The organism is Pseudomonas sp. ADAK13, assembly GCF_012935715.1.
Lineage (GTDB): Bacteria > Pseudomonadota > Gammaproteobacteria > Pseudomonadales > Pseudomonadaceae > Aquipseudomonas.
Genome location: NZ_CP052860.1, coordinates 6284709 through 6300141, shown reverse-complemented (window position 1 = coordinate 6300141; position 15433 = coordinate 6284709). Strand labels below are relative to the sequence as shown.

At 60.0% G+C, this 15433-nt stretch carries 15 protein-coding genes and 2 tRNA genes; 12 read left to right on the top strand and 5 right to left on the bottom strand.

What is annotated here, in order from left to right; all coding sequences use genetic code 11:
• The first annotated feature begins 18 nt into the window (after window positions 1–18).
• Window positions 19–213 carry a hypothetical protein gene (locus HKK54_RS29095; RefSeq protein ID WP_010171562.1) on the top strand — a complete coding sequence of 65 codons (195 nt, stop codon included), beginning with the start codon at window positions 19–21 and terminating at the stop codon, window positions 211–213.
• A gap of 1 nt (window position 214) precedes the next feature.
• Here the strand turns inward: HKK54_RS29095 and HKK54_RS29090 are convergent, their stop codons facing one another.
• Complete coding sequence (locus HKK54_RS29090; protein WP_010171559.1) at window positions 215–592, bottom strand: hypothetical protein; 378 nt, start codon at window positions 590–592, stop codon at window positions 215–217.
• A 242-nt stretch (window positions 593–834) separates the two neighbouring features.
• Here HKK54_RS29090 and pvdQ point away from each other — a divergent pair, with 242 nt between their 5' ends.
• The 3 genes from pvdQ (at window position 835) to HKK54_RS29075 (ending at window position 4104) form a co-directional block, all read left to right on the top strand.
• Entirely contained in the window at window positions 835–3132 is a 2298-nt protein-coding gene (gene pvdQ / locus HKK54_RS29085; RefSeq protein ID WP_169388716.1) for a bifunctional acylase PvdQ, read from the top strand.
• Between the two features lie 214 nt (window positions 3133–3346).
• Window positions 3347–3420: transfer RNA gene (locus HKK54_RS29080), tRNA-Cys, on the top strand.
• A gap of 210 nt (window positions 3421–3630) precedes the next feature.
• On the top strand, window positions 3631–4104 hold the full coding sequence (locus tag HKK54_RS29075) for a GAF domain-containing protein (RefSeq protein ID WP_169388715.1): 474 nt from the start codon (window positions 3631–3633) through the stop codon (window positions 4102–4104).
• On the opposite strand, the gene HKK54_RS29070 is transcribed toward HKK54_RS29075, so the two are convergent.
• Window positions 4091–5032 carry an alpha/beta fold hydrolase gene (locus HKK54_RS29070; RefSeq protein ID WP_237151018.1) on the bottom strand — a complete coding sequence of 314 codons (942 nt, stop codon included), beginning with the start codon at window positions 5030–5032 and terminating at the stop codon, window positions 4091–4093. The genes HKK54_RS29075 and HKK54_RS29070 overlap by 14 nt on opposite strands.
• A 185-nt stretch (window positions 5033–5217) precedes the next feature.
• On the opposite strand from HKK54_RS29070, the gene HKK54_RS29065 reads away from it, so the two are divergent.
• Complete coding sequence (locus tag HKK54_RS29065) at window positions 5218–6162, top strand: GlxA family transcriptional regulator (RefSeq protein WP_169389383.1); 945 nt, start codon at window positions 5218–5220, stop codon at window positions 6160–6162.
• 50 nt (window positions 6163–6212) lie between these two features.
• Here the strand turns inward: HKK54_RS29065 and HKK54_RS29060 are convergent, their stop codons facing one another.
• Window positions 6213–7883, bottom strand: coding sequence for a M24 family metallopeptidase (locus tag HKK54_RS29060; protein WP_169388714.1), 1671 nt, complete (start codon window positions 7881–7883; stop codon window positions 6213–6215).
• Between the two features lie 77 nt (window positions 7884–7960).
• On the opposite strand from HKK54_RS29060, the gene pdxR reads away from it, so the two are divergent.
• The gene (gene pdxR, locus HKK54_RS29055; protein ID WP_169388713.1) at window positions 7961–9463 is read left to right on the top strand and encodes a MocR-like pyridoxine biosynthesis transcription factor PdxR; all 1503 of its coding nucleotides are present in this window, start codon (window positions 7961–7963) and stop codon (window positions 9461–9463) included.
• Between the two features lie 117 nt (window positions 9464–9580).
• On the opposite strand, the gene HKK54_RS29050 is transcribed toward pdxR, so the two are convergent.
• Together HKK54_RS29050 and HKK54_RS29045 are read right to left on the bottom strand one after the other, a co-directional pair.
• Window positions 9581–9964, bottom strand: coding sequence for a DUF1090 family protein (locus HKK54_RS29050; RefSeq protein WP_010171528.1), 384 nt, complete (start codon window positions 9962–9964; stop codon window positions 9581–9583).
• A gap of 194 nt (window positions 9965–10158) precedes the next feature.
• A complete protein-coding gene (locus HKK54_RS29045) occupies window positions 10159–10386 on the bottom strand; it encodes a hypothetical protein (RefSeq protein ID WP_010171526.1) in 228 nt (75 codons plus the stop codon).
• A 181-nt stretch (window positions 10387–10567) separates the two neighbouring features.
• Between HKK54_RS29045 and HKK54_RS29040 the strand changes: the two genes are divergently transcribed.
• The 6 genes from HKK54_RS29040 (at window position 10568) to HKK54_RS29015 (ending at window position 15397) form a co-directional block, all read left to right on the top strand.
• Complete coding sequence (locus tag HKK54_RS29040) at window positions 10568–10891, top strand: helix-turn-helix domain-containing protein (protein ID WP_169388712.1); 324 nt, start codon at window positions 10568–10570, stop codon at window positions 10889–10891.
• Between the two features lie 139 nt (window positions 10892–11030).
• Window positions 11031–11954, top strand: a complete 924-nt coding sequence (locus tag HKK54_RS29035) for an alpha/beta fold hydrolase (RefSeq protein WP_169388711.1) — start codon at window positions 11031–11033, stop codon at window positions 11952–11954.
• A gap of 99 nt (window positions 11955–12053) precedes the next feature.
• Window positions 12054–12662: a LysE family translocator gene (locus tag HKK54_RS29030; protein ID WP_010171515.1), complete on the top strand. Its 609-nt coding sequence runs from the start codon at window positions 12054–12056 to the stop codon at window positions 12660–12662.
• A gap of 166 nt (window positions 12663–12828) precedes the next feature.
• The gene (locus HKK54_RS29025; RefSeq protein WP_237151017.1) at window positions 12829–13872 is read left to right on the top strand and encodes a hypothetical protein; all 1044 of its coding nucleotides are present in this window, start codon (window positions 12829–12831) and stop codon (window positions 13870–13872) included.
• Between the two features lie 367 nt (window positions 13873–14239).
• Window positions 14240–14860: a LysE family transporter gene (locus HKK54_RS29020; protein WP_169388710.1), complete on the top strand. Its 621-nt coding sequence runs from the start codon at window positions 14240–14242 to the stop codon at window positions 14858–14860.
• 450 nt (window positions 14861–15310) lie between these two features.
• A tRNA-Leu gene (locus tag HKK54_RS29015) sits at window positions 15311–15397 on the top strand.
• Window positions 15398–15433: the final 36 nt, after the last annotated feature.

The window sequence follows — 15433 nt, the reverse complement described above, 5'->3', positions numbered from 1 at the left end:
CAGCTTCAGGAACCCGTCATGACCCAAAAGCAACGTTTGAAATACTCGATTCTGATCTCCCTGGTGGTGCTGGGGACGATGTTTGGCCTGTCCTACCTGCAGAACAACGGGGTCATCAGCGAAAAAACGTTCCAGTACATCGCCATTGCCGTGGCGGTGACCGTGGTGGTGATCAACGGTGTGATGCGCCGCAAGGTCAAGCCTAACCTCTGAGTCAGGCCCGGCCTTCCAGGACTTTGGCAGCCTGCTCGTGCAGGCTGTAGCTCTTGTCGGCGTTCAGGGTGATCACGCCTTCGGTGCACAGGCGCTTGAGCACCTCGCGCACGCTGAGAAACGACAACGGGATGCCCAGCTCCAGCAAATGGCTGTGCACACCGCGCACGCCGAGGGTGCGCTGGTTGTCGGCAGCGGTCAGCAGGGCGTCGATGACCTTCAGCCGGATCAGGCTGGTGCGCAGGCCAAAGCACTTGAGCAAATGACGAATGCGCTGGTTGCCATGTTCCGGCGCCTTGCCGAACGCCTGGTTGCCGGAGCCAAAAGCGCCGTCGTGCATGGATGAGTGTCCTTCCGTGGGCAGTTGCGAGTTGTACATGCAGAAACTCCTTATCAGAGCCTGATCAGGAAAATGATGGTGCTCTTAACTAATAAGACGTACGAGCAGCCGAAATCATGAAGCGCGGGATGTAGAAATTTTGTCGGTAACATCCCGGAGACATACCGACATGTCTGAATAAACGCCTGCGGCTGCTAAATTATTCCCGGTTTTTACGTCTTAACTGAGGTGTTGGCGAAGCTGTCCCTCGTCACGGTGTTTAATTTGGCTGTGGAGTCTGCGTGATTATTACCAACGGGTTGTTCAGGGTGTGCGTGGCGGGTGCGTTGCTGGGGCTGAGTCTTTCGGCCACGGCGCGGGTGCAGGAGCAGCAGGCCACGGCCGAGATCCGCCGCACCGGTTTTGGTGTCCCCCATATCCGGGCCAGCGACGAGCGCGGGCTGGGGTTTGGTATCGGCTATGCCTATGCCCAGGACAACCTGTGCCTGCTGGCCAATGAGGTGGTGACGGTCAACGGTGAGCGCGCCAGGTACTTTGGCCCCGAGCAGGCGACCCTGGAAGGGCGCAACAACCTCGCCAACGACGTGTTCTTCACCTGGCTCAACACGCCCGAGGCGGTTGCGGCGTTCTGGAAGGCACAAACCCCGGCGATGCAGCAGCGCATTGAAGGCTATGTGGCCGGCTACAACCGTTACCTCAAGGAGCGTACCGCCCAAGGCTTGCCGGCGCAGTGCCAGGCCGCATGGGTACGGCCCATCACGCCGCAAGACCTGGTCAAGCTGACCCGTCGTTTGCTGGTGGAAGGCGGCGTCGGGCAGTTTGCCGAGGCCTTGGTGGGCGCCGCGCCGCCGAATGCTGTCGCTCAACGGGATGCCAAGGCATTTGAGGTCGCCGCTGCCAACCAGCAGCGTTTCGCCCTGGACCGTGGCAGCAACGCCGTTGCAGTGGGCCGCGACCGATCAATCAACGGCCGTGGCATGTTGCTGGCCAACCCGCATTTCCCGTGGGTTGGCGGCATGCGCTTCTACGAGATGCACCTGACCATTCCTGGCCAACTGGATGTCATGGGCGCCGCCTTGCCGGGCCTGCCGGTGATCAACATTGGCTTCAACCAGCACGTGGCCTGGACCCATACGGTTGATACCTCCAAACACTTCACCCTGTACCGCCTGACCCTGGACCCGAAGGACCCGACCCGTTATCTGCTGGACGGCAAATCCGTGCCCATGGATAAAACCAACCTCAAGGTGACGGTGAAAGCCGCCGACGGCAGTACCCGGGAAGAGTCGCGCACCGTCTACAGCTCGCAGTTCGGCCCGATGGTGCAATGGCCGGGCAAGCTGGACTGGGATAAAAAATATGCCTTCAGCCTGCGGGACGCCAACCTGGGCAACGACCGGGTGCTGCAACAGTGGTACGCGATGAACCGCGCCGCGAACCTCAAGGAACTGCAAACCTCGGTGCACACCCTGCAAGGCATCCCGTGGGTCAACACCCTGGCGGCGGACGACCAGGGCCAGAGCCTGTACATGAACCTGTCGGTGGTGCCCAACGTCAGCGCGCAAAAACTCGCGCAGTGCAGTGACCCGCGCGTGGGCCTGCAGTTCATCATGCTCGACGGCTCCCGCAGCGCCTGCGCCTGGGACGTGGACCCGCGTGCCGCTCAGGCCGGGATCTTCCCGGCCGATCAACAGCCGCAACTTGAGCGCACCGACTACGTGCAGCACTCCAACGACTCGGCATGGATGGTCAACCCCAAGGCCCCGTTGACCGGCTTCTCGCCGGTGATCAGCCAGGAGAACATCGGCCTGGGCCCACGTGCCCGTTTCGCCTTGCAACGCTTGCAGGAACTCGACAAGCAGCCGATCAAGGTCGTCGACTTGCAGAACATGGTCATGGACAACCAGGTGTACCTCGCGAGCCAGGTCATGCCGGACTTGCTGAAATTCTGCGCGGGTGCCGATGCCAGCGTGAAGTCGGTGTGCGACAGCCTGAAAAACTGGGACCAGCGCGCCAACCTAGACAGCGGCCTGGGCCTGGTGCACTTCATCAACCTGGCGGAACAACTGGCCCAAGCGCCTGACGCGTGGAAGGTCGGCTTCGACCCGGCACACCCCTTGACCACACCGCGCGGGCTGGCCATTGAGCGGGCAGGGGTGGCCAAGGCACTGCGCGAGGCGATGCTGACGTCCGCCGCCGACGTGGCCAAGCGCGGGCTGACCGCCGACAGCCATTGGGGTGATATCCAGGTCTCGGGACAAACACCGATCCATGGCGGCCCGCAGGAACTGGGCGTGTACAACGCCATGCAAAGCGTGCCCCGGGCGGATGGCAAGCGCGAAGTGGTCAGCGGCAGCAGCTACTTGCAAATCGTCACGTTCGACGAGAAGGGGCCGCAAGCGGTTGGCGTACTGGCGTTCTCCTTGTCCAGCGACCCGGCGTCGAAATACTTCAAGGACCAGACCCAGGCGTTCTCCGAGAAAAAACTCGGGCCGCTGCCGTTTACCGAACAGCAGATCAAGGCTGATCCGCAGTACCAATTGCAGGTTGTCCGTGACAAGGAAGAAGCCGGACGGTAGGGTAGGCCACCGGCAATGGCCGCCCCTTGAGAGAATATTTTTTGAAATCAAGGGGTTGCAAGCCCTGGCAAATGAGTACATAATTGCGCCCATCGAACGCACTGAAGCATTAAAAACTTCAATGTTTTCAATGAGATAGAGTAGAGGCAAGCTTCACATAGCCCACTCAAGTTTGTATGCGGTGAATGTCGGTTGTAAGGCATTGATCGTTTGAGGCCGAGTAGCAAAATGGTTATGCAGCGGATTGCAAATCCGCCTACGCCGGTTCGATTCCGACCTCGGCCTCCACTCTTAAAAGCCCCGTAGATTAACGTCTACGGGGTTTTTTATTGGGCGCGGGAAAGTATCAGGTGCAGGGGGATGATGTCGGGAATAGTGGTCTGAGCCCGAGGGATCCTGCGCGGCAGACGCTTCTAATCTAATGCCCATTGAGTATTTAGGATCTTTGATCCGGCGTCCTATAGTTGGACTTTTCCAACCCATAGTCCGGACCTTTTTGTGGCCAAATCCAGCTCAGTATTCGACTCGCTACGCGAGGATATCGACGCGTTAGCGAAACAACTCGGTGTCAGTTCGGTCCTTGTCATGCGATCACTGCCCCAGCACATGCAAGTAGAGGCTTCTGGCGGGCATCATGAGGATACCTATCCCATCGGCGCTCAGGGCAAGAAAAGCAGCCTGGCCCACAACGGCCAGGCACTTTATTGTGAGCGGGTTGTGGACACCGACCAGCCGCTCTATGTCAAGGACTCTCGCCTGGAGGCCGACTGGGCTGGCAATGAAGATGAGGTGGAATTTGGGTTGAGCAACTATTTAGGCTATCCAGTGCGTGGCCCTGACGGCGAGGTGTATGGCACCGTCTGCGCCTTGCACGAAGAGGCCAAGGAGTACAGCGCCGAAGAGCGAGCGGCGCTGGATGAGTTTCGCAATAAGGTTGAGTTGGCCATAAAGCGTTCATTCACGGCGCGTTAGGTCGACCAGTAATGCGCGCCATGAACAGGCGCGTCAGGCTGGCGATCTGTTCGATTTTTTCATCGAGTGCGAAATGGCCCGCCTCCAGGATATGCACCTCGGCACCCGGCACGTCATCCTTGTAGCGCAGGGCCCCCGGCACAATGAACGACGGGTCGTATTTTCCCCACATGACCAGCATGGGCGGTTGGTTGTCTTTCAACCATTGCTGCCATTTAGGGTAAGAAGCGACGTTGTTCTGGTAGTCCAGCAACAAAGCCGACTGGATGGCCCGCTGGCCCGGACGGGATAAGGCAGCAAACTCGTCTTCCCAGGCATCCGGGTTATAGCGCTCGGGATGGGGGCTGGTGCCCAGGTGACGCTGCTTCGTGCCGTCGTACCCCGTGAACGCATCGACTTGCTCGGGATGTTCGGAAGGGGCCTTCCAATACTTCGCGATGTTTGCCCATTTGGCACCCAGGCCTTCGTTATAGGCATTGGCGTTCTGGATGATGATGCCGTGCAGTTTTTGCGGGGCGTTGAGGATCATCCGAAAGCCTACCGGGCCGCCGTAATCCTGCATGAACAGGGTGTACTCATCGATTTTCAGTTGCGCCAGCAACTGGCTCATGGTCTCGGCCAGATGGTCGAAGGTGTAGGCGTAGGTCGCAGCGGAGGGCGCGTCGCTTCTGCCGAACCCGGGGTAGTCGGGGGCGATCACGTGATACCGATCGGCAAGCAGCGGTATCAGTGAGTCCCACATGCGCGACGACGAAGGGTAGCCGTGCAGCAGCACAAGGGTCGGCGCGTCCCTGGGGCCGGCCTCACGATAGAACACCTTCACGCCGTCCACGCTGGACCAGTGATAGGCAGTGGACTCGCTGGTATAGGGGAGGGAAGGCACAGGTCCGGCCGCTTGCGCCGGTTGGGTCATCGACAGCGTCGTCATAAGTACTCCCAGTGTGCAAAAAGTCGCGATATTCATTGAGGCCTGAGCTCTGAATTGCGCATTTCCCGGTGAAATGCAGCTGAGGTCAGAGTGGACGTATCTCAGTATCGACACCATTGGCCCAATGACCATTTTTCATTAGAATCGGGCCAATCTTGATCAGGTCCGTCTCCGTGAAAAAAAGTGTGAAAGTGGCGGTCATCGCCTTTAACCGAATCAGTCCCTTTCACCTTTCCGTTCCCTGCCTGGTGTTTGGTAAAGACCGCCGGGTAGGGGATTCACCCTGGTTTGAACTGGTGGTCTGTGCTGGCGAGGATGGGGTGCTGATGACCAACGCCGGTTTTGCCGTCCAGTGCGACCATGGTCTGGATCAGGTCGTCGGGGCCGATATTGTCATCGTCCCCAGCTGGCGTGATGTCGCCGAAGCGCCGCCGCATGCACTGGTCGAAACCCTTAAGGCCGCTCATGCAAGCGGCGCGTTGGTGGTGGGGCTGTGCCTGGGGGCGTTCGTACTTGCCCACGCGGGCCTGCTGTGCGACAAGCGGGCAACCACGCATTGGGCCTGGGCGGCGCATCTGGCGCGAGATTTCCCGCGCATCGAAGTGGACCCCAAAGTGCTGTATGTCGAAGCAGAACAGGTACTGACCTCGGCGGGCGTGGCAGCGGGGCTCGATTGCTGCATCCACATCGTCAGGCGTCTCTACGGGCGGGGGGTTGCCAACGCGTTGGCGCGTCAGCTGCTCGTCTCGCCTCATCGCGACGGCGGCCAGGCCCAGTTCATCAGCCAGCCGGTGCCTCAAGGCGCCAGCGACCAGCGTCTCGGCCAGTTGCTCGACTGGCTTCGGGCCAATCTGGGCCAACCGTTGTCAATCGATCACGTCGCGCAGAGGCTGGCGATGAGTCGACGCAGTTTCACCCGGCACTTCAAGCAACTGACCGGCTCGACGTTTGGGCAGTGGCTCACCAACGAGCGAATCAAAGCCGTTCAACTGCACCTCGAAACCACCGACCATAGCGTTGAGGTAATCGCTGACGCCTGCGGGTTTGGTACAAGCCTCTCTTTGCGTCAACACTTCTTGTCGATCGTGGGCGTGAGTCCCACCACCTACCGAAAGGCTTATCACCGGTAGGCTGGCAGAAAAAACGGGCGGTTTCAGGCTACCAACCGCCGCCGCCCCGACTAGGCCCGGTTGGCCTCGCCAATCAGGATGTCCTCGAAGAACGCCCCGATCGGCAGTGTGGGGTGGCACAGCTGTATCTCCAGCACCCAAACCATCTCGCTCGGTACGATCTCCACTTCAGCCAACTTGTCCTGCCCGAACAGCGCATGCGGGAAGTCGGCGATGCGGTGCCCGGCCAGGTTGCGTTCAAGGCGCCAGCCTTTGGAGAGGGCACTGTGCTCGGCGAAGTCATAGAGCTCGCGCCCGGTCAGCCCGCGGTGCCAGGCGTCGCGGGTTTCGTCGAACACTTGGTGCAGTGCCTTCACGCAAGCGTCATGCAGCGGGTGTTCGCCGAACACGAAGGTGTCGCCATAGTCGCCTTCATAGCCGTCCCACACCGGGCCCAGGTCGACCACGGCGATATCGGTGGCACGCAGCTCGCGTAGCAGGTCGACGCCCTGGCGCGGAGTACGGACGGTGTCGTCGCCAAAACGTATATAGGTGGGGTGCCAGGTGTGAGACGCGCCCATGTCCTGCAATGTCTGGCTGGCCATTTGCAGCGCTTGCGCAGTGGTCATGCCGACTTTCAATTGGTCGGCGATGGCGGCCAGGGCTCTCACCGTTTGCTCGCGGGCCGCGAGCATGCCGTCCAGCGAGTAACGCGGGCCGACTTTTTCCAGCACCGGGTCCAGCGTCTTGAGTGACGACGCCAGGGTCAACGCACCGCTGGGGACGAAGGCTTCGGCGACAAACCGATGCGCCTGCGCACCCGCTGCCAGGCAGGTTTCGCGGACCTGGTTGATCATCGTGCTATTGCCGCAGGCATAGATTTGGCTATCGGCCCAGTTATGGGGCTGTGCCAGTGCGACCTGTTGCACGCGGGCGTCTGCCGCCTGGACGCGATGCCAGTTAAAGCGTGGATGGGCCTCGCTGGCCCATTCGAGAAACTCGGCGTCGTAGAAGTCCGCCGGTGCCGAGTTACCCCAGTACAGGGTGACCTCGGCTTGGCGGGCCAGGGCTGTCAGCAACAACGGTTTGACGCCGGCATAGCCGGTGCCGGTCGCGAACAGCACCACAGGGCGCTCATCTTCGTGTTGCCAGGTGCAGGCGCCCACGGGGCCTTCGAGTTTCAACGCATCGCCCGCTTGCAGGGTCGACAGGATGCGTTCGGAAAACACGCCGCCGCTGACCTGGCGAATATGAAACACCAGCCGGCCGTGCTCCTGCGCGGGCAGATTGGCCACGGAGAAACAGCGGCTGTCGCCATCGTCGAGGCGAAACCTGAGGTACTGCCCGGGCCGCACTTCCAGTGGCTGGGCCGTCTGCAACACCAGCTCGACGATATCGCCGCTCAGTGCGCGCTTGCCGATCACCTGTGCGCTGACTTCCAGCGCGGGCGTGTCCAATGACCAGCCGGGAATTTCCAGGCGCATGTCGCTGCAGGCATGGCTCTGGCACAGCAACATCTCGTCAGCCGCGAGCGGGTAAGAGGGCGCCGGGGTGTCTGGTGTGCGCGTCTTTTCTCGATACTCGCCTGACACCACCTTGACCTTGCACGACCCGCAGGCGCCGCGCCGGCAGGAAAAGGGCACGGCGAGACCGCTGGCCAGCATGGCGTCGAGCAGCAATTGATCGGCGGCTTCGAAGGACTTGCCCGAGGGCAACAATTCAACGACATGGCGGTTATGCATAAATACCTCGGGGCAATTGAGGTTCGATTATTGCGGTAGACTAGGACCATAAGAACCTCCAGTTTTGGATAATTCACATGGTCCAGCTTCGTAAATGGCGCCCTCTGCTCAAGCTCGACGGGGCGCAGTCGCAGGCGTCGTATCGAAAAATCATTGAGGGCCTGGTGAGCGCGATTGCCGAGGGCCGCCTGCGCCCTGGAACGCTGTTGCCCGGCACGCGGGAAATGGCGCAACTGCTGGACGTCAACCGCAAGACGGTGATCCTGGCCTACGAGGAGGGCGTGACCAAGGGCTGGCTGGTCAGCATTCAGCGGCGTGGCACGTTCGTCAGTACGCAACTGGCGACAGGCACGGTGGCTGCCCCCCGCGCACCAAAGGCATTTGCCCTGACGCTGCGGGAGGCGCCGGCGGCGGTCTATTTCACGCCGGGGGAGCAGGTGACTGCGCTGCAACAGCGGCCGGGCGCGCTGTTCTTCGACAATGGCGCCTGTGACCATCGTTTACTGCCGCAAGCCGTCCTGCACCGCTACTACCGCAATGCCTTGCGCTACAGCTTTACCACCAACACCGTGCGCCATGGCAGCGAGGGCAGCGGTCAATACCTGCGCAACGCCCTGGCCGAAATGTTGCGCCATAATCGCGGCCTGATGGTCGACGCGGACCAGATTTGCCTGACCCAAGGTGTCCAGATGTCGCTGTACCTGGCGGCCAGCGTGCTGATCAAACCCGGTGATGTGGTGGTGGTCGAACGCCTGAGTTACCCGCCAGCCTGGGAGATTTTCCGCCAGTTGGGCGCGCAACTGGTCACCGTCGACCTGGACGACGAAGGTTGCCGGGTCGATCAACTCGCCGAGCTGTGCCGGGTACACAACGTCCGCATGATGTATGTCACGCCCCATCATCAGTTTCCGACCACCGTCAGCCTGCGTGCCGGGCGTCGGCAGCAACTTCTGGAATTGGCCCGGCAGCATGACTTCTGCATCATCGAGGAAGATTACGACCACGAGTACCACTTTGCCGGACGGCCCTATTTGCCTCTGGCCAGCGACAGCGCGCAGCGTCATGTGATCTACATCGGTTCGCTGTCCAAATCCCTGGGCAGCACCTTCCGTTGCAGCTACATCGTTGCACCGTCGAATGTCATCGAAGTGCTCGAGCGCAAGGCGGCGGTGAGCCTGGGGCAGGGCGATGCAGTCATGCAACGGATGCTCGCGGACTTGATCAACGATGGCGAGCTGAAGAAGCACCTGCGTCGGGTTTCCAAAGAATACCGTCGGCGTCGGGAAACCCTGCTCGATTGCCTGCTGGAGGCTTTTGGCGAGCAGATCTCCGTGCAGGAACCGGAAGGCGGGCTGGCGCTGTGGGTAAGGTTTGCCGACTCAATCGACGTCGATCAACTGGCTGAAAAAGCGCTGGAGCTGGACCTGGTGGTGCGCGGTGGTCGGCTGTTTTCACCCTTTGATCACCCAGAGAATGCCCTGCGTTTGGGATTCGCCTCGCTCAACCAGGAGGAAATCCGCATCGCCACGCAGCGCTTGGCTCAGGCGGCGCAGGCGCTTCCCAAGTTTGATCTGTCTTAAATGCCCTGTGCATCGCCGGTCGACATGACTTCACCAGACGAAGTCTTACACACCGCGACGTTTCGATTGGCGATAAAAAGCCCGCGATCGCGGGCCTTTCTCACCGGGCATTGCGACTTACTTGAACAGGCCGCCAATGGCGTTGATCGCATCCGCTGCCTTGTTCACGTTTTGCTGGTGTTGGGGGTTGGTGTTCACTTGCGCCTGAGTGTTGTAGGTGCTGTTGCTGCAGCTTTTGTTAGTTTGTGTCAGCGCCGCCTGAAAGGCCGTCGCGCGCAAGGTGTCGCCCTTGGCATTGGCCGCATTGATATTGGCCTGCAGATCACGGACCTGTTGCTGGCAGGAGGCGGTATTGGCGTTGACGGTGTTGATGTTGCTGTTACTGGCGCCACCCAAGGCAGACGACAGGGCTCCCGTGAGGGCAGACAGATCGGCGGCATGGACGGGCAGGGTGAGCAGGCTGAGCAGGGCGGTGGCTGGCGCGAGTGTGGAAAGACGCATGGCAAACCTCAATGTTTAATTGCCTGCGCACGTGTGGGAGCCCGAGCAGGCGCAGAACAATATCCGTATAGAAGTGAGCGCTCGGGTGGAGCCCGATATTATTTGGTCAATTTTTGACCTTCAATATTGGAATTCCATAAATGTGCGTTGTTTCACGTTGTGGGTTCCGGCCCCAGGTTGAGTGATGGCGCACCTTACTTGGCGCAGCGCGCACCCGATAGTTTCATCAGCAGCGTCAACGCAACGATCACCCAGCCAAAGCTGAGCGCAACAAACATCCACTCAGGTGGGTTTGCCCCCAGAAAAATCATCGATGTAATCGTTAAAAAAACAATTAAAAAACCGACAGGCACCCAGAACCATAGATGCTTCTGGCGCGCGCACGCCTGTATCTCCAACGGATTATCTTCATGGAGCGTCATGTGGGTTCGGCCTCGGTAACCTGCTGCTTCCTTGCCGATGTTGAGCTCAAGAACACTATCCTGAGGAATGAGGCAGAGCGATGCAAGGGGAGGCCTTATAGGCTCCTATCCGAATGAATGGACCCTGCTCCTGCACATAAGCGTATGGTGGGTGTTAAACACGCTTATTGAGGTACCCACCATGGACGATCGGCTCGGCGCCCGCCTGAAAGAAGAACGCAAGGCGCTCGGGCTCTCCCAGCAGGAATTCGGCGCGATTGGCGGTGTCGCCGCCAATGCCCAGGTGCACTATGAAAGTGGTGCGCGGCTGCCCAAGTCCGATTACCTGATCGCCATCCGGGGCAAGGGCGTGGACGTGCTTTACGTGCTGACGGGGGAACGGGCGGTTATCAGCCAGGACGACTTGAGCGACAAGGAAACGTTGATCATCAACCACTACCGCACGTTGGACCAGATGGATCAGGACGCGATTGCGCAAATCACTTCCTCGTTGTCTGACAGTTAACGGCGGCGGGGCGGTCACCGGTCGACGAAACACGAACCATCGACCGTTTGTTGGAAGGTATTCATAGGCATGCTGTAATTCTTCTCGTCGTACGCAGTCTGGAATCGTGTATGTCGTTTCCATGTTCGGAGAAGCTTTGATGCTCGTGATCGTCGTCTTGCTGGTGGTGGCTGCAGTGTGGGTGTGGTGGACCTACCCACGGGTCGGGAACCTGTTGTTTACGCTCATTGCGACGGTGGAAGCGAGGCGTGCTCGGCTGAAAGAGGTGCTGGTGTCCATTCAGCGTATGACGTTGGCAACCTATCAAGGTGGCCCTGTCAGTGCGCCGCCGCTGTTATTGATCCACGGTTTCAGCGCCGACAAAGGCGTGTGGTTCGGCTTTGCCCGGCACTTCACCGCTGACTATCGCGTTGTCATCCCTGACCTTGCCGGGCATGGCAAAAACCCTTTCGAGCACGGCGCGGACTACAGCATCGCGGCCCAGGCGCAGAGGTTGATCGAACTGTTGGATGCTTGCCGGATCGATGCCGTCCATGTGGTCGGCAGCTCGATGGGCGGTTATGTCGCCACCTGGCTGGCCGCACATCACCCCGAGCGTGTGGTGTCACTGGCGTTGATCGGCCCGGTCGGCGTGCTCTTGCCCCAGCCCAATGAAGTGGAAGAGTTGGTGAACCAGGGCGACAACCCTTTCCTGATTCACTCGCGGGCACAATTCGACCGGTTTTTCTCGATGACCATGGCATCTGCGCCGTGGATACCGGAAGTGCTGCTGGCCGCTGAAGCACAGGCCTATATCGAGCGACGCGATGCGCTTGCGGAAATTTTCTCGGATTTTTCCGGCAGCCCGCGACTGGAACCCTGGCTCAAGGATGTGCAGGTTCCCACCTTGCTGCTGTGGGGCCGCGAGGACCGGATGGCGCCAATCGCCAGTGCTCAAACGTGGACCCAGGGCATTGCCCATGCCCGGCTGGAATGTATGGACGGTGTGGGCCACTTGCCGATGGTCGAGCAAACTGCGCAAACGGTGGCGCGCTATCGGGAGTTTTTGAACGCTCAGGCCTGACAAAAAGTGTATGCCTGTATCTCCCCGTAGCTGTACGGGGCGCACACAGGCGCAACGTTCTACTGTCGTGGCCACTGTATTTCGTTTGGATGTCGCGCCATGTTCATGTCTTCAAGCCTGTTGTCAGCCTTTGCGCTGTTCGCCTTCGTTTCCTCGATCACGCCCGGTCCCAATAACACGATGTTGTTGGCGTCCGGGGTGAACTTCGGTTTTATCCGTTCGATTCCCCATGCACTGGGCATCAGTATTGGCTTCATGTTGTTGGTGATCGCCGTGGGCCTTGGGCTCGGCGAAGTGTTCAAGGCGCTGCCTTGGGCCTATACCGTATTGCGTTATGTGGGGGCGGCGTATTTGCTGTACCTGGCCTGGAAGATTGCGACCTCCAGCGCGATGTCCGATGACACCGATGACAAGCGCAAACCCATGACCTTTCTCGGCGCAGCGGCGTTCCAGTGGGTCAACCCCAAGGCCTGGGTCATGGCGTTGGGCGCGATCACCACCTACACGCCTGCCGAGGGTTATGTCACCAACGTGCTGTTGATTGCAGCGGTGTTTGCCCTGGTGAACCTGCCCAGCGTTTGTGTATGGGCCGGGTGCGGCAGCGGCTTGCGCAATGTGCTGCGCGAGCCACGCTGGTTGAGGCTGTTCAATTGGTCCATGGCGGGGTTGTTGGTGCTGTCGTTGTATCCGATGTTTTTTGCCGGCTGAAGCACTGCCGGGCATAGCCACAGGCCGCCATTGACGTTTTTTGGCGGCTTATTGCATGCTCGCCGTTGTTTTCAGGCCTGCTACGGGACGTTGTGGCACGAAGCGATTGAACGGGAGGGTGGTTCGACGTATCGCTTCCAAACTTCCTTATCCGAGATGCCCGACCGTGCTCCCAATCCCTGGTCGTTATCAGAAACACCTGCGTTTTTCGTTCCTCACGTTTGCCCTCGCGATGGCGTCTGCCGGCACAGCCGTTGCCGCTCCCCAGGTTGGCATTCGCGCTATTGAAACCACCTACCATCAACTGCTCGAGGCCCTGGACCAAAGCCGTGGCGCCCGACCGGACGACGCCACACGCCAGCGCATCATCGTTGCAGCACAGGCGTTTCAGGACGCGATGAAGCGGGACGGCGGCGCGCGGGAGAACCTGCGTACTGATGTAAAAAACATCGTCGTGTCCCTGAGTGACGGCAGCTACAGCGCCGATGGCAGCATCAATGCACTGCGCCGCGATGCCAAGGGCAGCGTGATCGACGCCGGCCCGTGGAAGCCAACGCAGGGCGGGGCGTTGATCGCAGAGCCGGTCGGCACCCACCTGAATCAGACCAGCGAAGGTGATTGCGTCGGCATCTCGGTAGTCAGGGCGTTCGCCAATACGCGCACGGGGGCGGCGATCCTGCACAAGGGCGTTACCAGAAACGCCGATGGCAGCTTCAATGTCAGCCTGCCGGGCGACCCCACCACGGTCTACCATTTACAGGCGGGCGACCTGGACCAATACGGCAAGGGCGATCCACCTGCCGCTGCAGTGGTCGGCGCGATGTTCCAGTACTTCAAGCTCGACCCGGCCAAGGGCGCATTGCCCACCAATAAAGTCATGGAACTGCTGGCGGGCCAATACGGCGATCACCAGCGCCTGGCCGATGCCGAAAACACCCCCCAGGGCATCACCGACTTCCTGCTGAAAAACGCCAGTGCCGTGGGCAGCCAGGCGGCGGTGGTGTTCGGCGGCAAGCCGGCGCGCAATGGGGATTGGTCCAGAGGCGACGGGCACGCCTTTGCGATCATCCAGATCAACCCGGCGACGGGCATGCTGAGCTACACCAACCCGTGGAACGAAGGGGCACAGGTACGCACGATAGCGATCAGTGAACTGGCAAGGCAGTCGGCGGGAACGTCAGCGGACTTTGAGATGGTTACGTTTCGCTGAGTACGCTGACGGTGAACCCTAGACCGGTGAGATGGTGGCAAGCAGACCAATCGCGATGGTCAGTGCAAGAAAACCGAACAGGAAAAATGCCATCTTAGCCATAAGGCCTCCGAAATGAACGGGCCGGCAGGACGTTTCCTGTCGGGCTCCACGGGCGTGTCGGGAGTGGGAGTATTGTCAGGGCTGGGAGAATTTCGATACAGGGGCAGATGCACAAGAAAAAAGCGTATCAGATGGCTCCGGGAGCCGCAGGAGCTGTAAAGCCGGGGAGGGCGATTTTCGGGTATCAGGGAATAAACAGCGGCTCAGTGGCGTTATGAAAGAGGGTGCGGGCCTATCCCGTTCATTTTTCCATTGAGGTAATCCCATGTTGGGTGTGACTGATTACGGCTCGTTTGTGCTCGCTTTTATCATCCTGTTGCTGATTCCGGGCCCGGGAAACCTGGCGCTGATTACGTCGACGGGCAAGGGCGGATTCCGCGCCGGTATGGCGGCGACCTTTGGCGTGATCCTCGGCGACCAGGTACTGATGTGGCTGGCTGTGGCCGGCGTGGCGGCGATTCTGCAGACCCACCCGGTAGCGTTTCACGCCGTGCAATGGCTGGGGGCGGCGTACCTGATGTGGCTGGGTGTGAGCTTGCTGTTCGCCAAGCCTGGCGCGGCACCGATCCTCGACATCAAGCCGCGGCACTACCTGCGCCAGGGCGCAACCATCGCGCTGCTCAACCCGAAAACCATCGTGTTCTACATGGCTTTTTTCCCGTTGTTCATTGACCCGGCGGCCAACCCTGGCCTTCAGACCTTCGCCTTGATGGGCGCCACGGTGGCGACGTTGACCTTGCTGTACGGCCTGATTGTGGTAACGCTGACCGGCTTTTTCGCGGCGAAACTGCGCGCCAATGCCAAGGTCTCCCAAGGGCTGCAAAAGTTGGCGGGCGTCTTCCTGATCGGCTTCGGGCTGAAACTGGCGGCCTTGCGGGCTGGTTGAGTTTGCTTAGGCAGAACGTGCCAGGTTTGGCTATTCTCACGCGGCGCTGGATAGCACCACGGAGTACCCGGGGAAGGTATAAGGGCGACTCACTGAAGCAATTTTCATCGGGGCGAGTAGGCAAATGGGCAAAACGTTGGCTGCGCTGTCGTTTTTGATGACCCTGGTTTGGGTTTCGGTGGTTATTGCGGTAATGACTTATTTTTCGTAGTACGCCTGGGGGCGAGTGCCGGACGTGGCGAACCGGTGCGCCTCACCATTGCCCGCTACCGCCGACTAAATCTGTAGATCACTGATCTGGCGAGCTTTTTTGTTTGCCGGGGTGCAGCTTGTTTGTTTGAAAAAGGCCGCCCCCGACCTTGCATCGAGGGGGCTGGATCTATATATTCCCTAGCCTGCTGCAACGCTCAGCGGCTTTAGACGCTGCTTGGCACGCTGTATAGCGCTACCGCCCGAATGGCGAAACTGGTAGACGCATGGGACTTAAAATCCCCCGCTCGTAAGGGCGTGCCGGTTCGATTCCGGCTTCGGGCACCATCATATTCAAGGGTTTGCGGGGTTTTAGGACTTGGC

Excerpts from the sequence above, each read along its gene's own strand:
- HKK54_RS29030 (WP_010171515.1), top strand. The coding sequence starts at position 12,054 with ATGTTCATGTCTTCAAGCCTGTTGTCAGCCTTTGCGCTGTTCGCCTTC.
- HKK54_RS29035 (WP_169388711.1), top strand. The coding sequence starts at position 11,031 with ATGCTCGTGATCGTCGTCTTGCTGGTGGTGGCTGCAGTGTGGGTGTGG.
- HKK54_RS29040 (WP_169388712.1), top strand. The coding sequence starts at position 10,568 with ATGGACGATCGGCTCGGCGCCCGCCTGAAAGAAGAACGCAAGGCGCTC.
- pdxR (WP_169388713.1), top strand. The coding sequence starts at position 7,961 with ATGGTCCAGCTTCGTAAATGGCGCCCTCTGCTCAAGCTCGACGGGGCG.
- HKK54_RS29095 (WP_010171562.1), top strand. The coding sequence starts at position 19 with ATGACCCAAAAGCAACGTTTGAAATACTCGATTCTGATCTCCCTGGTG.
- HKK54_RS29020 (WP_169388710.1), top strand. The coding sequence starts at position 14,240 with ATGTTGGGTGTGACTGATTACGGCTCGTTTGTGCTCGCTTTTATCATC.
- HKK54_RS29045 (WP_010171526.1), bottom strand. The coding sequence starts at position 10,386 with ATGACGCTCCATGAAGATAATCCGTTGGAGATACAGGCGTGCGCGCGC.
- HKK54_RS29090 (WP_010171559.1), bottom strand. The coding sequence starts at position 592 with ATGTACAACTCGCAACTGCCCACGGAAGGACACTCATCCATGCACGAC.
- HKK54_RS29060 (WP_169388714.1), bottom strand. The coding sequence starts at position 7,883 with ATGCATAACCGCCATGTCGTTGAATTGTTGCCCTCGGGCAAGTCCTTC.
- HKK54_RS29070 (WP_237151018.1), bottom strand. The coding sequence starts at position 5,032 with ATGACGACGCTGTCGATGACCCAACCGGCGCAAGCGGCCGGACCTGTG.
- HKK54_RS29050 (WP_010171528.1), bottom strand. The coding sequence starts at position 9,964 with ATGCGTCTTTCCACACTCGCGCCAGCCACCGCCCTGCTCAGCCTGCTC.